This window comes from Methanoculleus sp. UBA291, assembly GCF_002499755.1.
Classification (GTDB): Archaea; Halobacteriota; Methanomicrobia; order Methanomicrobiales; family Methanoculleaceae; genus Methanoculleus; species Methanoculleus palmolei.
Genome location: NZ_DANC01000029.1, coordinates 84,291 through 98,249, shown reverse-complemented (window position 1 = coordinate 98,249; position 13,959 = coordinate 84,291). Strand labels below are relative to the sequence as shown.

18 protein-coding genes and 1 pseudogene are annotated in these 13,959 nt (G+C 57.1%); 9 read left to right on the top strand and 10 right to left on the bottom strand.

Annotated elements, in window-relative coordinates; genetic code table 11:
- Nucleotides 1-52 precede the first annotated feature (52 nt).
- Entirely contained in the window at nt 53-406 is a 354-nt protein-coding gene (locus BP737_RS07145) for a hypothetical protein (RefSeq protein ID WP_292407518.1), read from the bottom strand.
- Nucleotides 407-453: 47 nt separating this feature from the next.
- A complete protein-coding gene (locus BP737_RS07140) occupies nt 454-687 on the bottom strand; it encodes a hypothetical protein (protein ID WP_292407514.1) in 234 nt (77 codons plus the stop codon).
- Nucleotides 688-779: 92 nt separating this feature from the next.
- On the opposite strand from BP737_RS07140, the gene BP737_RS07135 reads away from it, so the two are divergent.
- The 5 genes from BP737_RS07135 (at nt 780) to BP737_RS07115 (ending at nt 5,342) form a co-directional block, all read left to right on the top strand.
- Nucleotides 780-1,586, top strand: coding sequence for a uridylate kinase (locus BP737_RS07135; protein WP_292407511.1), 807 nt, complete (start codon nt 780-782; stop codon nt 1,584-1,586).
- Nucleotides 1,587-1,678: 92 nt separating this feature from the next.
- On the top strand, nt 1,679-2,377 hold the full coding sequence (locus BP737_RS07130; RefSeq protein WP_292407509.1) for an ABC transporter substrate-binding protein: 699 nt from the start codon (nt 1,679-1,681) through the stop codon (nt 2,375-2,377).
- 179 nt (nt 2,378-2,556) lie between these two features.
- Entirely contained in the window at nt 2,557-3,489 is a 933-nt protein-coding gene (locus tag BP737_RS07125) for a substrate-binding domain-containing protein (protein WP_292407506.1), read from the top strand.
- A 67-nt stretch (nt 3,490-3,556) separates the two neighbouring features.
- Nucleotides 3,557-4,258 (top strand): ABC transporter permease, encoded by a 702-nt coding sequence (locus BP737_RS07120; RefSeq protein ID WP_342686070.1) that lies wholly within the window; start codon nt 3,557-3,559, stop codon nt 4,256-4,258.
- A gap of 4 nt (nt 4,259-4,262) precedes the next feature.
- On the top strand, nt 4,263-5,342 hold the full coding sequence (locus BP737_RS07115; protein WP_292410822.1) for an ABC transporter ATP-binding protein: 1,080 nt from the start codon (nt 4,263-4,265) through the stop codon (nt 5,340-5,342).
- 329 nt (nt 5,343-5,671) lie between these two features.
- Here the strand turns inward: BP737_RS07115 and BP737_RS07110 are convergent, their stop codons facing one another.
- A complete protein-coding gene (locus BP737_RS07110) occupies nt 5,672-6,115 on the bottom strand; it encodes a GNAT family N-acetyltransferase (protein WP_292410821.1) in 444 nt (147 codons plus the stop codon).
- On the opposite strand from BP737_RS07110, the gene BP737_RS07105 reads away from it, so the two are divergent.
- Entirely contained in the window at nt 6,114-6,344 is a 231-nt protein-coding gene (locus BP737_RS07105; RefSeq protein ID WP_292410820.1) for a hypothetical protein, read from the top strand. The genes BP737_RS07110 and BP737_RS07105 overlap by 2 nt on opposite strands.
- 18 nt (nt 6,345-6,362) lie before the next feature.
- Here BP737_RS07105 and BP737_RS07100 read toward each other — a convergent pair whose 3' ends face one another.
- Both BP737_RS07100 and BP737_RS07095 read right to left on the bottom strand, forming a co-directional pair.
- The gene (locus BP737_RS07100; RefSeq protein ID WP_342686069.1) at nt 6,363-6,608 is read right to left on the bottom strand and encodes a DUF86 domain-containing protein; all 246 of its coding nucleotides are present in this window, start codon (nt 6,606-6,608) and stop codon (nt 6,363-6,365) included.
- Entirely contained in the window at nt 6,568-6,897 is a 330-nt protein-coding gene (locus tag BP737_RS07095) for a nucleotidyltransferase family protein (RefSeq protein ID WP_342686068.1), read from the bottom strand. Before BP737_RS07095 ends, BP737_RS07100 begins: the two co-directional genes overlap by 41 nt.
- 377 nt (nt 6,898-7,274) lie before the next feature.
- Here BP737_RS07095 and BP737_RS07090 point away from each other — a divergent pair.
- The 3 genes and pseudogenes from BP737_RS07090 to BP737_RS07080 form a co-directional block, all read left to right on the top strand.
- A pseudogene (locus tag BP737_RS07090) lies at nt 7,275-7,730 on the top strand (DUF1016 N-terminal domain-containing protein); the annotation flags it as partial.
- On the top strand, nt 7,709-8,455 hold the full coding sequence (locus BP737_RS07085; protein WP_342686073.1) for a PDDEXK nuclease domain-containing protein: 747 nt from the start codon (nt 7,709-7,711) through the stop codon (nt 8,453-8,455). The pseudogene BP737_RS07090 and the gene BP737_RS07085, both read left to right, overlap by 22 nt.
- 519 nt (nt 8,456-8,974) lie before the next feature.
- Nucleotides 8,975-9,487, top strand: coding sequence for an HNH endonuclease signature motif containing protein (locus BP737_RS07080; RefSeq protein WP_292410818.1), 513 nt, complete (start codon nt 8,975-8,977; stop codon nt 9,485-9,487).
- 57 nt (nt 9,488-9,544) lie between these two features.
- Here the strand turns inward: BP737_RS07080 and BP737_RS07075 are convergent, their stop codons facing one another.
- The 5 genes from BP737_RS07075 to BP737_RS07055 form a co-directional block, all read right to left on the bottom strand.
- Nucleotides 9,545-9,685, bottom strand: a complete 141-nt coding sequence (locus BP737_RS07075; RefSeq protein WP_292410817.1) for a hypothetical protein — start codon at nt 9,683-9,685, stop codon at nt 9,545-9,547.
- A 323-nt stretch (nt 9,686-10,008) separates the two neighbouring features.
- The gene (locus tag BP737_RS07070) at nt 10,009-10,431 is read right to left on the bottom strand and encodes a transposase (protein ID WP_292410823.1); all 423 of its coding nucleotides are present in this window, start codon (nt 10,429-10,431) and stop codon (nt 10,009-10,011) included.
- An 11-nt stretch (nt 10,432-10,442) separates the two neighbouring features.
- Nucleotides 10,443-10,802: a transposase gene (locus BP737_RS07065; protein WP_292410816.1), complete on the bottom strand. Its 360-nt coding sequence runs from the start codon at nt 10,800-10,802 to the stop codon at nt 10,443-10,445.
- A 1,042-nt stretch (nt 10,803-11,844) separates the two neighbouring features.
- A complete protein-coding gene (locus BP737_RS07060) occupies nt 11,845-12,300 on the bottom strand; it encodes an NUDIX hydrolase (RefSeq protein WP_292410814.1) in 456 nt (151 codons plus the stop codon).
- A gap of 193 nt (nt 12,301-12,493) precedes the next feature.
- A complete protein-coding gene (locus tag BP737_RS07055; RefSeq protein ID WP_342686067.1) occupies nt 12,494-13,879 on the bottom strand; it encodes a P-loop domain-containing protein in 1,386 nt (461 codons plus the stop codon).
- Nucleotides 13,880-13,959 lie beyond the last annotated feature (80 nt).

Genomic DNA, 13,959 nt, shown 5'->3' with positions numbered 1-13,959 from the left:
CGAAGCCGGACTCGTTGCCGCGGACGGGAGTTGCACCTCTCCGGATAGGGGCTTAGCCGGGCTCGTTCCCGCGGGCCTGCAGCGCCCGGAAGACCACAGCGCCGAGGACCTCTTCTGCGCGTTCCGGATAACGCGTCGCCATGATTGCAAGGAGCCGCTCCGTCCCCGCCGCCGTTGTGGAGATGCCGACACGCTCCACCCGGCGGATCAGACCGTCCCGCTCCATCTCGCCAAACCGGGGAAGGACATAGTAATGCGGGATACCGAGGTGTTCGGCAAGTTTCCGGGTCGTGGGGAACCGTATGGCCACGCCGTCCGGGGAAAAAACGATGGTCATGCACCGGTCTTCTTCAAGGAGAATCCTGACGGCCGCGTCAATGAGGTCGTCGTGCTCGTATAGAGACATCCGATCGTAACACTACTCGCGCCTGACGGAAAAAAGTGAGTGGTCTGTCATGCCTCTGCTTTCTGCATCTCGCCACGCTCTTCTTCGGGGATCTCCTCGAGATAGACGACCTCCGCCCCGACATCCCGTGCGATCTGTTCGAGTTCGGTCTTCCGAAAGTGAGTTCCCTCCACCTTCACATGGTTGTCGTCGCCCCTCTCTTCGACAACGGCGACGACGCGGAACCGGGGCTGCTTTACGCCGGTACCGACCTTCTGGCGTTCACGTACATAGATCTTCATGGTGATCGCTCCTCCAACCAGTTGATATATCAGCAGATATACCGCAAAGATATTTAAGATTTTTCATCGCATAAAGATACAGGAGTGGTTGCATGGCAGAACGGTTTGAGATTGGATCAAGACTGCGGGGCGAGAGCCTTGTCCGACGGGGCCTGCTTCGCGAGACCGAGGGTGTCGGGCAGATCAGGATCATGCCGGACCTGAACGTGATCAAGATCGGCGGCCACGGAGTTATCGATTACGGAAGGAAGGTTGTCCACCCGCTGGTCGAGGAGATCGGAGAACTCTCCCGGAACCACAAGATCCTGATCGCCACCGGCGGCGGCGCACGGGTGCGGCACATCCTCGACATCGGCATCGATCTCGGGATGCCGACGGGGGTGCTTGCGGAGCTGGCCGGCAAGATCAGCGAGCAGAACGCGATCATGATCTCTCTCCTCTTCTCGAAGTACAACGGCGTCCGGATTCATACCGAAGACCTCCTGAACCTCCCCTCACTCATATCCCTCGGGATGCTGCCGGTGGTGCAGGGCACCCCGCCCTACGGCCTCTACGAGCATCCCCCGAAACTGGGGAGCATCCCGCCGCACCGGACCGACACCGGCGCCTTTCTGATGGCCGAAGTGGTCGGCGGCAGGAGCTGCATTCTCGGGAAGAACGTCGACGGCCTTTATGCCGAAAATCCGTTCGTGAACCCCGACGCCGAGTTCATCCCGGAGATCGCGGCCGACGAACTCCTGGAGATGAGGATGGAGGATATGGTGCTCGAGCCGATGGCGGTCGAGCTCCTCCGGGACGCCGTTCACGTTAAAGAGATCCGGGTTGTGAACGCACACGTGCCCGGGAACATCACAAAAGCCGTGAACGGAGAGCAGGTCGGCACCCTGATCCGGGCCTGAAAACCCTTTTTAAGTCAACTTTTTTTTCGTTTACTCGTGGAAGTCTTATTTAATCTTAGAGGCGGACCGGTACAGCACACGAGCGATCCCCTATGACCATCTACCTTGGCATTGACGACACCGACACCTGCGAGTCCCGGGGAACCGGGAGGCTCGCACGCACGATTGCAGCAGAACTCGCCGGGTCCTACGTGGTGACGGGAGTGACCCGCCACCAGTTCTACGTCCACCCCGCCATCCCCTACACCTCCCACAACAGCTCGGCGGTGATCCACATCCAAGACGCAGGTGCCGGAGACGCGGCCGGTCTCTTTACGGCGGCAAAGGAACTGATGCTCGCCGACTTCGTCGACGGGAGCGATCCCGGCATCTGCGTCGCCGCCGACCGGAATATCGACGGCAGCCTCCGCCGATTCGGGCTCTCCGCGAAGACGAGTGTCGTGACGCAGGAGCAGGCGCGGTCACTCGCCCGGCAGGCGGGAATCCTCCTGGAGGGGCTCGGCGGCACCGAAGACGGCGTGATCGGGGCGCTTGCCGGTGTCGGGCTTGCGGCATCCGGAAACGACGGCAGGTTCGTCCAGAAAGGAACGACCCGGGACCTGCGCGGCACCCGGACGGTCGCCGCAATCCTCGCCTCCGGCGTCGACCGGGTAGAGACCCGGGAGGGGGCCGTGATCGAGGGAGGCGTCGTTGCGCTCCGGAAGTTCCCGAAGCCCGCCTTCGTCGGTGGAAAAGCGGTCCTCTACGTCGAACCCGACGGCGATGTCTATCGCGACGTCGTTATCGGGTGATGCCGACAGAGACTCCTTCCGCTGCCCGACCGGGTGTGAACGAGCGGAGTCGGCACCCATTTTATGGGCGATACCCATTGTATTTTACAAATAGTAAATTATATTCAGTTAACTAATTAACAACAGATATAAAACTATCACATTTAATTATCAGGAATCTGATACTTGAATTGATAACCATGCTACGAAGAACCCTTTTTGCCGTTGCGGCCGTAATGGTCGCCATCCTGCTTATCTGCGGCTGTACCGGGACGACATCCGGCCCGACTCCTGCCGACAACGAGACGCAACAACTCCGTATCGCTACGACGACAAGCCTCCACGACACCAAACTCCTCGATCACCTCAAACCGATCTTCGAGGAGCAGTACAACGCCGAGGTGCTGATCATCTCCGCCGGGACCGGCAAGGCGATCGAGTACGGGGAGCGGGGCGACGTGGACGTCCTGATGGTGCACGACCGTGCGCGTGAAGACGCGTTCCTTGCCAACGGCTACGGCACCGACCGGCGCGTATTCGCCTACAACTACTTCGTCCTCGTCGGACCCGAGTCCGACCCGGCAGGGGTCGCGAACATGACCCCTGAAGCGGCGTTCACCGCCATCCGGGAGAAGGGGACGACCGGCGATGCGAACGTGACCTTTGTCTCGCGCGGCGACGCCTCGGGCACACACTCGAAAGAACAGGCTATCTGGAAGGCCGCCGGGTTCAACTACACGACGGACGTCCAGGGGTCCGGCGACTGGTACCAGGAGGCCGGGACGGGCATGGGTGCAACCCTCTCGATGGCGAACGAGAAGCAGGCCTACACCCTCTCCGACATCGGCACCTACCTCGCCTATAAGGGCGACATCGACCTCGTGACGCTCGTGGACGAAGGGGACATCCTGCTCAACGTCTACTGCGCCATGCAGATCAACCCCGAGAAGTACCCCGACACCAACACCACCCTCGCCAAAGACTGGATCAACTTCCTGATCTCTGATGAGGTCCAGAACGAGATCGCATCCTTCGGTGTCGACCAGTACGGCCAGCCGCTCTTCTACGCCGTAGGGGACGACTGGGAGAAGATCGGCGTGACCGAGGCTGAAGTGAAGGACCCGGTCCAGTGATCCGGACCCGTCCACTCTTTATTTCCACCTTTTTTGTCCCCCGGCAAGACCACGATAGGTGCAGAGCATGTACGAGATCATCGAGGGAATTATAGAGGCAGCGAGACTCATCGTCACGCTCGACCCAGACGTGATGGCCATCTCCGCGCGAAGCATCGTTATCTCGCTCACCGCAACGGTCGTCGCCACGCTGGTCGCCGTGCCGCTCGGCGCCGCGATCTACTTCGGCACGTTTCCCGGAAAGAAGAGCCTGATCAACCTGATCCAGACTCTCTACTCCCTGCCGACGGTCATCGTCGGGCTCCTCATATTCCTGCTTCTCTCCCGTGTCGGGCCGTTCGGCTTTTTTCGGCTGCTCTTCACCCCGACCGCCATGATCATCGCACAGACGGTGCTCATCCTGCCGATCATGACCGGGCTCACCATCTCGGCGCTCTCGGGGGTCGACCCGGTCATCAGAGACACCCTCCGCTCGCTCGGGGCGACCCGCTTCCAGTTCCTCAAGAGTGTCATGAAGGAAGCCCGGTTTGCAATCCTCGCGGCCGTCGCGGTCGGGTTCGGGCGGGCGATATCCGAAGTCGGGGCGGCGATCCTCGTCGGGGGCAACATCATGGCGTCGTCGTTTGCGAGTTCGACCAGGGTGCTGACGACCGCGATATCGCTCGAGACGTCGATGGGAAACATCTCCCAGTCCATTGCGCTCGGGATCGTCCTTCTTCTCATCGCCCTCGCCGTCAATCTCGTCATAACCATGATCCAGAACCGGTGATTCCATGATTGAACTTGATAACGTCTCAAAGCGGTTCGATGCCACGACGGTGCTCTCCGGTGTCACCGGACGGGTCGAGCAGGGCGAGATCTTCACCGTCATCGGCCCCTCCGGGGCCGGGAAATCGACTCTGCTGCGCCTCATCGACCTCCTGGACTCACCGACAGGAGGAGCGATCCGGATCAAGGGCATCGACATCCACGCGAAGGGGAAGCAGAGCCTCCGGGTCCGTCGCATGACCGGGATGGTCTTCCAGAAACCGGCCGTCTTCAACACGACGGTCGCGGAGAACATTGCCGTCGGCCTCCGGTTCCGGGGGGTGGGAAAGACGGCGATCAGAGCGAAGGTGACGGACGCTCTGACGATGGTCGGTCTTTCCGGCTACGGGGAGCGGAGAGCCCGGACGCTCTCGGGCGGGGAGATGCAGCGCGTGGCTCTTGCCCGGGCGATGGTGACCGAACCGGAGATCCTCCTGATGGACGAGCCGACCGCAAACCTCGACCCGGTCTCGGTGGAGAAGATCGAGGAACTGGTCCTCCGGATCAACCGCGACCTCGGCACGACGATCCTCTTCTCGACCCACGACATGTACCAGGGGCAGCGGCTCGCCCACCGGATCGGTGTCCTGATGGATGGGAGGTTTGCGCAGGTGGGGACGCCGCGGGAGGTCTTCACCGTTCCCGCGACCCGCGATGTCGCCCGGTTCGTCGGTATCGAGAACATCGTCGACGGCATCGTCGTGGCCGGCGGGAATGGCACTTCCGCGGTCGAGGCCGGCGGCGTCCGGGTCAGGACCGCTACGCCGCTCAGTCCGGGGGAGAGGGTCTCGCTCTGCATTCGGTCGGAGGACCTCCGGATCGCCCCGGCGGACGGGGATGGGGCGACTCCCGGCGGAAACGCCCTCCCGGGCACCGTGGCCTCCGTCGTGCCGCGCGGCCCGTTCAGCAGGGTGACGGTCGACTGCGGGTTCCCGCTCTCATCCGTCCTCTCCTGGAAGACCCTGGACAACCTCGGCATCCAGGGGGGGAGCCCGGTGGTTGTCTCGTTTGCGGCGGAATCGGTCCACGTCGTCCGAGAAGACTGAAAGAGCGGCGACGGCAGGGATTCTAAGATCGTAGAGTACCCGCATTCCACAATCCTTTGACAGATAGAGGCATTTTCGAATAATTTCCCGAGCGATCAGAGGACTTCCGCAATTCTAGGCCACTCCGTCCTACACCAGATCGTTCTCCAAGAACTCGTGATACTCCATCCACGGATATGCCGGTCAATTTTTCCGATGGATTCGAGAAACGTCCCCTTATTCGAACACGATGAAAATATCGATATCGCTCTCTTCGCGCTCGTCATCTCGGAAAAATAACCCAAAGACCCCCGATCCGCCGGACTCTTGCTGCACGCATGATTATCGTCTTACAACTTTTTTTCCATCCAGATATGGTCGACCGGAGCCTCGTTCATCAAATATGTGTCCCCATATTCACGATAGCCCAGGTTCTTGTAAAAACCCATAGCCGTTACACGTGATTCCAGACAGATTTTCCGTATGCCGTGCCGCTTTGACCGCTGTTCGATATCCTCTATAATAGCGCGGCCCACGCCGCTCTTCTGCAGTTCCGGATCAACGCACAGATAGCGAATTTTTGCGGTACCTTCATCCTCGGACACGAAGGTTCCCGTCCCGAGAATCGTATCGGACTCAAAGACGGCAAGCACGGTGGCATACCGCTCAAAAGATAAGTCGTCGTTTTTGATTGAAAGACCCAGCGGCTTGCGCATCACTTTATCCCTGAGCAAAACGGTTTGCTCATATTTTTCAGAACCGAATTCCAATTCCGCCACCGTATATAACTTCATGAAATTCCCCATCCCTCTGGTTATAGGTCCGTACGGCTTAACTATTCAGCGCCCCCGGTGGGCCATCGTCGGGACGACGCCGGAAAATGGGCGGGGGGAGTCCCCTCACGCCGGCGCGGAAGCGGCGTCGGCCCGGGTCTCGAACCCGGCTGATCGCGTCGTCCTCGCCGGACGAGATCCGGGCGGTCTTTTTGGTGAAGGCAACGTGGTAGCCACGATGCTCCGGTAGGAGCGGGAGCAAACGACGTTACGTCGGGGATCGGGTTCGCGAGTTCCCGGATCGCCGCCTTGTGCAACGGCTTTCCGGTTGCGTAACTCCGGGCGAGATACTCTTAGCCGCCTCGCCGACGATAGTCAGCATACGCTCGATCCCGGCACGTTCCAGCCGGCGGTTCCGGAGGGTTTCCGCCGACGGAATATTTTCGGAGAACTCCTCGATGGCTATTATGGCATCAAGGATGTGGCGGAGATATACGAAGTCCTCCGGCGTCATAGATCACCACAGCGTCACGATATATTGCATCGGCAAGGTAGAGGCTCACGGCGTTTTCGGTGACGAGATTCACCTTCATGGAGAGAGCCCGCGCGAGCTCGTCCTCGATCCGGACGATCGAAAAGAGGCTTTTTTCGCGGGAAAACCGGACTAAGATGTCGATATCGCTGGTCGCATCAGCGGATTCCCGTGCATAGGAGCCAAAGGTTGCGATCCATTCAGCGTCGTTTTGGGTGAGTATCGCAACGATGGTCTCCCGAGCCCTCCGGGTTAATGTACGTCCTGCCATTTCGCCCGACCTAACCCGTATGCTGGTTACTATGATGCTCACCCCGTATCAGTCTTTTGTAGAACGAAGCGGGTCACGGGATAAACGGGCGACGATCCTTCCCGGGCTGGAGCGGGTTCGCCGGGTAGTGTGACCCCTCGAATCAATGCTACCACCCTGACTGAAAACATCAAGGGGGATAGTTACCGACTCAAGGAGCGACGAAGGCAGGGCATAATCCTGCATGGATAAATCGGGCGAAATGGGATCGAAACCGAAGACCTTATGCAGGGAAGTGAGCACTATTGTACCGTCATTATTGAGCACTTTTATCCCGCCATTGACAACGGCTCAAACATGCACATCAGCATGGAGAATATCCGGGAGGTCGATCACAGATGACACGGAAGGCTAAACGGCATGATACACCCGTCGATGATACAGCGTTGCAACCGGTTCGCGATATACACTCTCCGGAACCGGACATCTCTTTCCTCCTTTCAGATCTCCGTGACCTGATCCGGGCGGCAAAAGGCCGTGCTGCGACAGCGATAAACATCGAACTGGTCCTGCTGTACTGGCATATCGGCGATCGAATCGGCAGAGATATTCTCAAGAAAGAAAGAGCACCATACGGTAAGAAAATTCTTTCGACACTGTCGAAAGAATTGATAGCAGAGTACGGGCCCGGATATAGCCAGCCGAATCTGACCCGGATGATCCGTTTTGCAGCGCTGTTCCCATCCGAAGAACTTGTCTCGACAGTGTCGAAAGAATTGAGTTGGTCTCATTTCGTAGAACTTCTCCAGATCGAGGACGCCGTTGCCCGTGAATTCTATGTTCAGATCTGCCGGATCGAACGCTGGAGCGTGCGGGAACTTCACTCCAAAATCCAGGGAATGCTGTTCGAACGCACCGCTCTCTCCCGAAAACCCGAAGAACTTGCCCGTCAGGAGCTTGCCGTGCTGCGAGAAGAGGGCCGTGTCACGCCGGTCTGGTTTTTCGCGATCCGTATCTGCTTGATTTCCTCGGGCTTGCCGATACCTACAGCGAACGGGACCTCGAGACAGCGATCCTCCGGGAGCTGGAACGGTTCCTGCTGGAGCTCGAAGCCGGGTTTGCATTTATCGCGCGTCAGAAGCGGATTATCATCGATGGGGAGGATTATTACATTGACCTGCTCTTCTATCACCGCGGGTTGCGCCGATTGGTGGCGATCGACCTGAAGATCGGGAAGTTTCAGGCAGCCGATAAAGGTCAGATGGAACTCTACCTGCGCTGGCTCGATCGATTCGAGCGACAGCCGGAAGAAGAGTCCCCTATGGGCTTGATCCTATGCGCCGGAAAGTCCGTAGAGCACATCGAGCTGCTCCAACTCGGCAGAAGCGGGATCCGCGTGGCGGAATACCTGACCGAGCTGCCACCCAAGGTCGTGCTGGAGGAGAGGCTGAAAGCAGCGATCTCTGCTGCGCGGGAACAGCTGAAGATGCGATATGATGTAGATGCGATGAGATGCCGAAGATGGGAGAGGAATAGCCGACAGCAGGGGCCGACTCCTGAAGGATATGCGGCCGATTAAAATCTGGGTGGTGCCCCAGACTATAACTGAAAATGTCTTTCATAGAATCGGGCCGTAGTACGTTGAGCAATGGCCTGCGTTCATATCAAAAGATCACATTGGGGGAATTTTTCTATTATCAGTTGTTTCTTGGGGACTCCCCCGACTTGAGAGTCTGGGGCAATCACATACCATCATGAGGAATCAGTGCTCGATCATATGTTGGATACTCAGCTCTCTCCTAAAAAGTACAGCCGTACGTTAAGCCCATCCAATCACGGTTCAAGACCATCCCCCCTGCGGGGATTCAATTCCTCACCATATATTTTTTCCCACAAATCACCACATCTATATACTATTGCACATAACTACCCTCTGTGAGGTATTATGGCGCGCGAACCCAGGACCCTCAAAGGCACTATGAGAAAGTGGGAAACCGGTGACGGGAGAAAGAAAGGACAATCTGAAAAGATGTTAGAAAATCTCACGGGCATCGGACCTAAAAAAAAGAGAAAATAAGCGCCTTGTAGGACAAAGATTATGACCCCTTCAATTTTCGATAATAGGACAGCTGCAGAAAGAACACGGCAAGCATTAACTTCAGCCAAGCAAAGGAAAATCAAGGAAGCAGTCGGCAGTAAGTGTGAACTATGCGGGAAGAAATACCCTCTACGCAATTTGAAAATCCACCACATCGAGGAGGTGCATAAAGCGCCGAAAAGTAATGATCTAAATACACCCGGGAATTTACTTGTCCTTTGTTCCATTTGCCATGATGATGTACATCATAAGCCGGTCCCGAAAACAAAGCAGAAAGAAGTCATCAGAAAGCGATCTGAGAATGTAAAGAAAGAAATAAGTGCTATTTTGAGAGACAGAGCAAAAGTAAACGGCACTTCCAGCGCTTCTGATATACCAGACGTTCTGAAAATTCCGAATATAACTCCTGCAAAAATTAAACCTCTTACATTTGATGTTCCAGATATGCTGGGCAGCAACTCGCCTAAAAGAAAAACTCGAAAGAAAAAGGATGATGATTGGAGCCTGTGGTAGGAGAGCATCTTATAGCCGGGTAATGATCCGGTAACTTACCGATACCACGTTTACACATCATTCCGTGCGCTGTGTCAACCAGGAAAAAATCACCCCGTCCCCTTCCACGATCGCTATCTCCCCATCGGCCCGTGTGCACGCCGCCTCCAGCCGCGACCGCTCCTCCGGGGCTACATCCCCGGCAAGTGCTCGCTTCATTGCAAGGAGATCCCCGACCGGGGCAACGATCCGGTCGCGGCGGGCGAGATCGGAGGGGTTAGAAGGAGCGATGGGACGAATTGGGTTTTGGAAAGATACAGAGGCTTATACTCGTAATAACCGCCCTGTTTCGTCGAAGAGATGAGATGGACGACATAGTCAGCAACTTTTGAATTTAGGCTGCCCAATAGATAGAGATCATCGGTTGGGGTTATGGTAGTTTTATCGTTCGAATAGAAACCGCGATTATCATAGGCATATGATGCTTTTTGACAATTGCAGGGACGATAATTTTTGGTCTTTCAAACTCCGTGTAGTAGAGGTCATCCCATAACCCTCCAGATCATGATGGCACATGCCAGGTGGATCAACCCGAGGAATGAGTGTTCATAGCGTTCATATCGCGGAACAATCTTCTTGAACGCCTCGATCCAGCTAAAGAACCGTTCAATAGCCCCTCTTTCTTTATACAGTATCGGATCGAACCGCCGTGGCCTTCCCCGCTTCGGGTGTACCCGGGATCTCCGGTTGACCGGGATATTGCTCTTGATCCTTCGTTTCCGGTTGTACTGGCGAATTTCCCGGGCATCGTAGGCGGTATCTGCGGAGATGATCGCAGGACGAACCTGCACTTTGGGAATCTCAAATGCTTCGAGTTTTGGTTCATAGAGCCGGGAAACATGGACATTTGCCGGTGAAACTGTGCAGGCAAGGGGGAGACCATGCCGTTCAACCAGAGCACTCAGCTTGTTCCCCTTTACCTTTTTATAGCCATCATAGCCGGTCGATCTCCCTTTTTTGCCGGGATATCCTTTGTATCCGTCGCACAGTGCGAGAGATCGATCTTTCGGATCTCGTACCCCGACCGAAACAACTCGAGGAAGATCGCCTGATACATGCCTTTCTCCGATAATTCAAGGTGGTACCGATGAACCGTCGATTTGATGCCATAGTTCGCCGGTACATCGCGCCAGTTGCAGCCGGCACTCAGGATGTACAGGATACCGCCGAACAGTCTGCGGGGGTCACATCGGGGCCGGTCGATGTGCGGCTTCGTTGGAGGAAGGTATTTCCGGACAATCTCCCAGAGATCATCGTCGACTTCCCGGAAAGCCATGCCTCAAGTATTATCTAATGGGTCTTATAAATTTGGGACAACTTCGACCATAAGAGCAATATCATGATAAAAAAAGAGAAAGCCGGGTTAGAGTAGAACAGGCGTCATAGGGGGATTGAAATGGGGTCTGGATTTAGATTTCAGACCCCATTTAAGCATTCCGTTATTATTTTTACGGATTAATTGGCTTTCCTGCAGGCATACTCACTTTTTGTGTGAACAATGGCTTTCCTAAAGGTAGGATCTCTTTTTGAACGGCGCTGTTTACCAACAGGGCTACACCAGAATAAACTAGCCATGCAGCAACAATCATTAAAATTAGCTTTGTATTCCCATAGAATAATATTCTACAAAAGACAACTTCGGATCGAATAGGGGGAGGGTGTTACCACTCTTCCCCCTTCTAGGAACCGTACGTGCGCCTTTTAGCGCATACAGCTCGCGCATTTCACTACCCAGTTCAGGGCGGCAACACTGTTGTTTGCCTCTGCAATCCGGATCTGTAGTCCGTTAACAATTCCTTGTCAGTATGCTTCTTGCCCTGCGGCGTCGTTGAATAACATACTTGCACGGGTATACTTCCCCTCTCTGCTGTGAAACACCGATCCCACGTCAGCACCCTTTCAGGTCGAGGCGCCTGCCTCTATCCCACCTATTACCGGCAGGCATTCGCTTCTTGGGGCCTCCTCTTCCGTCTGCACTATTTGTTGGCCTCACGGCCTCCATACCTCGTTGAGGGGTGCATACGGATTTCCAAGTTCCGTAGTTTGCTGGGGACATTGTGCCAGGTACACCCGGTGGCGAGAACGTACGAGATGCCGTTGCATACATGGAGAACGCATGATACGTTCTCCTGTTAGGAAAATCTCCGATTTTTCGTGCCCCGCAACAGTCACGCCGGGGGCGGCCGACGTGCGGCTTCGTCGGTGGGAGGTTTTCCGGACAATCCCCCAGATATCATCGTCAATTTCCCGGAAGGCCATACAACCGAGTATTATCTAAGAGGCCATATAAATCTGGGACGACCCCTCATAGAGAGGAATCATCTTATGAGATTTCCTCGGAGTAGCCGTTGATTAAGCTCCCAAAGGGCAGTTTTTTGGTCATGCCAATAAATGATGCCATAAGCGTTTTGAAATGTACACCACTTCACATCTAAATGTTCATTGGATAGGACAATTTCACCTTGGAAGGGTATGGCAAAGAAGTGCATCGGACAAACCACAACATCTTTGCCCCATTTGTTGTGCACGGAAAAAATATCTGACGGCAGAAAACTGACTGTATCTAAACGATACAGTGGGGTATCAATAGCCACGCCTGCTTCTTCAAAGGACTCCCTTAAAGCGGCTTGCTCAATTGTTTCCCCTTCTTCAACACCACCAGATATCCCTTGCCAACACTTTGGGTCATCAGCTCGCTGGAAAACGGCGTACTCAAATACATCATTGTGATTTTTCCGATAAAGGTAGACATGAATATTTAGTGGCTGTCTCATACAGTTCCTCCATTCTCTTTTTTCCTTGGCGGCGTCGCTTCATACGGTCTGCTCTCCCTGAGGATGGTGAATATGCTATTGCGACAGAGGCGCCGAGACGCTCCGTCAAACGCACCCCACGGCATACCCTCCGCTCCGGGCATAAAGGTCTTCATACGGACACGAAATATATCGCCGATAACCGCACCCCCAATCACTCTCGCGCCGCAAGGTGTTCCCGCACCTCTGCGAGATGCGCATCAAGCCGCCGCCGAAACTCGCCGGGGTCGAGTGCCCGCGCTTCGTGGCTGGTGAGTTGCAGGATTCGGTCGGCCTGCGCGATCAGGATGTCGAGCGACGAGGCGGCGAAGAGAATTGCCGTCTCTCCGAACGCCTCCCTCCGGACGGCAAGCAGGGTGGAGAGCGGGGTCACCTCGCCGCTCTGGAGGCATCCCGGCACCAGCAGGTTGGTTGCGGCGCGGTCCTCGTCAAGGATGAGGAGCGGCGACGCGGCGCGGAGCGCGGTCTGGATCTCGTGCGCCATCACGAGGGAACCGCTCCCCTGACCGGTGGCCGCCCGGGGACCACCCGAGACCCCCGGCGGAAGGCTGTGAAAGAAGAGGCTGACGTCCGCCCCCGCAAGGTACCGCTCGCCCGCCTCCGCCCGGGTGACCCCGTCGACGCTGACGAGAAACTCCCGCCCGTCCCCCGCGGCGTGGTCGTCCTGTCCGGCAATCACCGCACGAAGAAACGTGCTCTTCCCTTCGGCGTTCGAGCCCGCGACCGCGAAGGCCTCCCGGCGCCGGAGCCCGAGCCCGGTTATCGTCCTGCCGCTCCCGGCAACCTCCACCTCGACCGGGTCGAGTTCCCGCGGGCAGCAAAAGGGAATATGCACGCCCTCCTTCGGGCCCGCGATCCTGTGGTGGCACCGGAACCGGGTAAACCGGCGGGCCGGGCGGGTGCCGTCGGCGATGAACGCAACAAGCCCCATCCCGGGCAGGGCGCGCCGGAGGGCCTTCTGGTCGACGGAGAGGGCCCGTGCTGCAACGAGGGTCCGGTCGGGCACCCGGCGCACGACACGGTCGAGAGCCTCGACAAGCGCCCCGAGGCGTTCCCTGACCTCCCCGACACTACCCGGCGTGGGCGGGCCGGGATACGGGAGAGCCCCCCTGACGACGAGGTGGAGACCGTCGTCGTCGATCCGGTTGTCCGGGTCCGGCCGCCAGAGGTCGGTCCCGATGGCGCTCCTTGATGCGATCAGCGTGACCGGCTCCACGTTCGGCAGACAATGAACGGGGTGCTCCGTCCCGGCCCCGGCAATCGGGCCGAGGTCGCGCTCTCCGGGAACCGCCGCCTTGATCGCCTCGATGGTCACCCCGACGGCCCCGTCGGAGCCGGGGCCGGATGCGCCAGCCGGCGCCGCGAGCAGAACGGGAAGGCTGAACCGGAGCGCCGTCGTGTCGAGCGACCGGACAAGGTAGGTGTTGACGAGGTCACGCACTGCTTTCCGCTCAATGCATGCCCGGCCGTCTCCGAGACTCGCAACGATCCCGTGAACCTGCCCCTGCCAGGAGCCGTCCGTCCCGCTCATGCCGTTCATCAGGAGATGGTATCCCGTACCCCAAGGCTCTTTTCGTACGGTTCATCGCCGCGCCCTTAAATATCCGCACAGCCCACCAA

Bases quoted from the DNA above. Each gene is read 5' to 3' on its own strand.
- BP737_RS07120 (WP_342686070.1), top strand. From the start codon at position 3,557: ATGTACGAGATCATCGAGGGAATTATAGAGGCAGCGAGACTCATCGTC.
- BP737_RS07060 (WP_292410814.1), bottom strand. From the start codon at position 12,300: ATGAGACAGCCACTAAATATTCATGTCTACCTTTATCGGAAAAATCAC.
- BP737_RS07065 (WP_292410816.1), bottom strand. From the start codon at position 10,802: ATGGCTTTCCGGGAAGTCGACGATGATCTCTGGGAGATTGTCCGGAAA.
- BP737_RS07100 (WP_342686069.1), bottom strand. From the start codon at position 6,608: ATGACGCCGGAGGACTTCGTATATCTCCGCCACATCCTTGATGCCATA.
- BP737_RS07075 (WP_292410817.1), bottom strand. From the start codon at position 9,685: ATGAAGCGAGCACTTGCCGGGGATGTAGCCCCGGAGGAGCGGTCGCGG.
- BP737_RS07135 (WP_292407511.1), top strand. From the start codon at position 780: ATGGCAGAACGGTTTGAGATTGGATCAAGACTGCGGGGCGAGAGCCTT.
- BP737_RS07125 (WP_292407506.1), top strand. From the start codon at position 2,557: ATGCTACGAAGAACCCTTTTTGCCGTTGCGGCCGTAATGGTCGCCATC.
- BP737_RS07110 (WP_292410821.1), bottom strand. From the start codon at position 6,115: ATGAAGTTATATACGGTGGCGGAATTGGAATTCGGTTCTGAAAAATAT.
- BP737_RS07130 (WP_292407509.1), top strand. From the start codon at position 1,679: ATGACCATCTACCTTGGCATTGACGACACCGACACCTGCGAGTCCCGG.
- BP737_RS07105 (WP_292410820.1), top strand. From the start codon at position 6,114: ATGAAATTCCCCATCCCTCTGGTTATAGGTCCGTACGGCTTAACTATT.
- BP737_RS07140 (WP_292407514.1), bottom strand. From the start codon at position 687: ATGAAGATCTATGTACGTGAACGCCAGAAGGTCGGTACCGGCGTAAAG.
- BP737_RS07115 (WP_292410822.1), top strand. From the start codon at position 4,263: ATGATTGAACTTGATAACGTCTCAAAGCGGTTCGATGCCACGACGGTG.
- BP737_RS07095 (WP_342686068.1), bottom strand. From the start codon at position 6,897: ATGGCAGGACGTACATTAACCCGGAGGGCTCGGGAGACCATCGTTGCG.
- BP737_RS07080 (WP_292410818.1), top strand. From the start codon at position 8,975: ATGACCCCTTCAATTTTCGATAATAGGACAGCTGCAGAAAGAACACGG.
- BP737_RS07145 (WP_292407518.1), bottom strand. From the start codon at position 406: ATGTCTCTATACGAGCACGACGACCTCATTGACGCGGCCGTCAGGATT.
- BP737_RS07055 (WP_342686067.1), bottom strand. From the start codon at position 13,879: ATGAACGGCATGAGCGGGACGGACGGCTCCTGGCAGGGGCAGGTTCAC.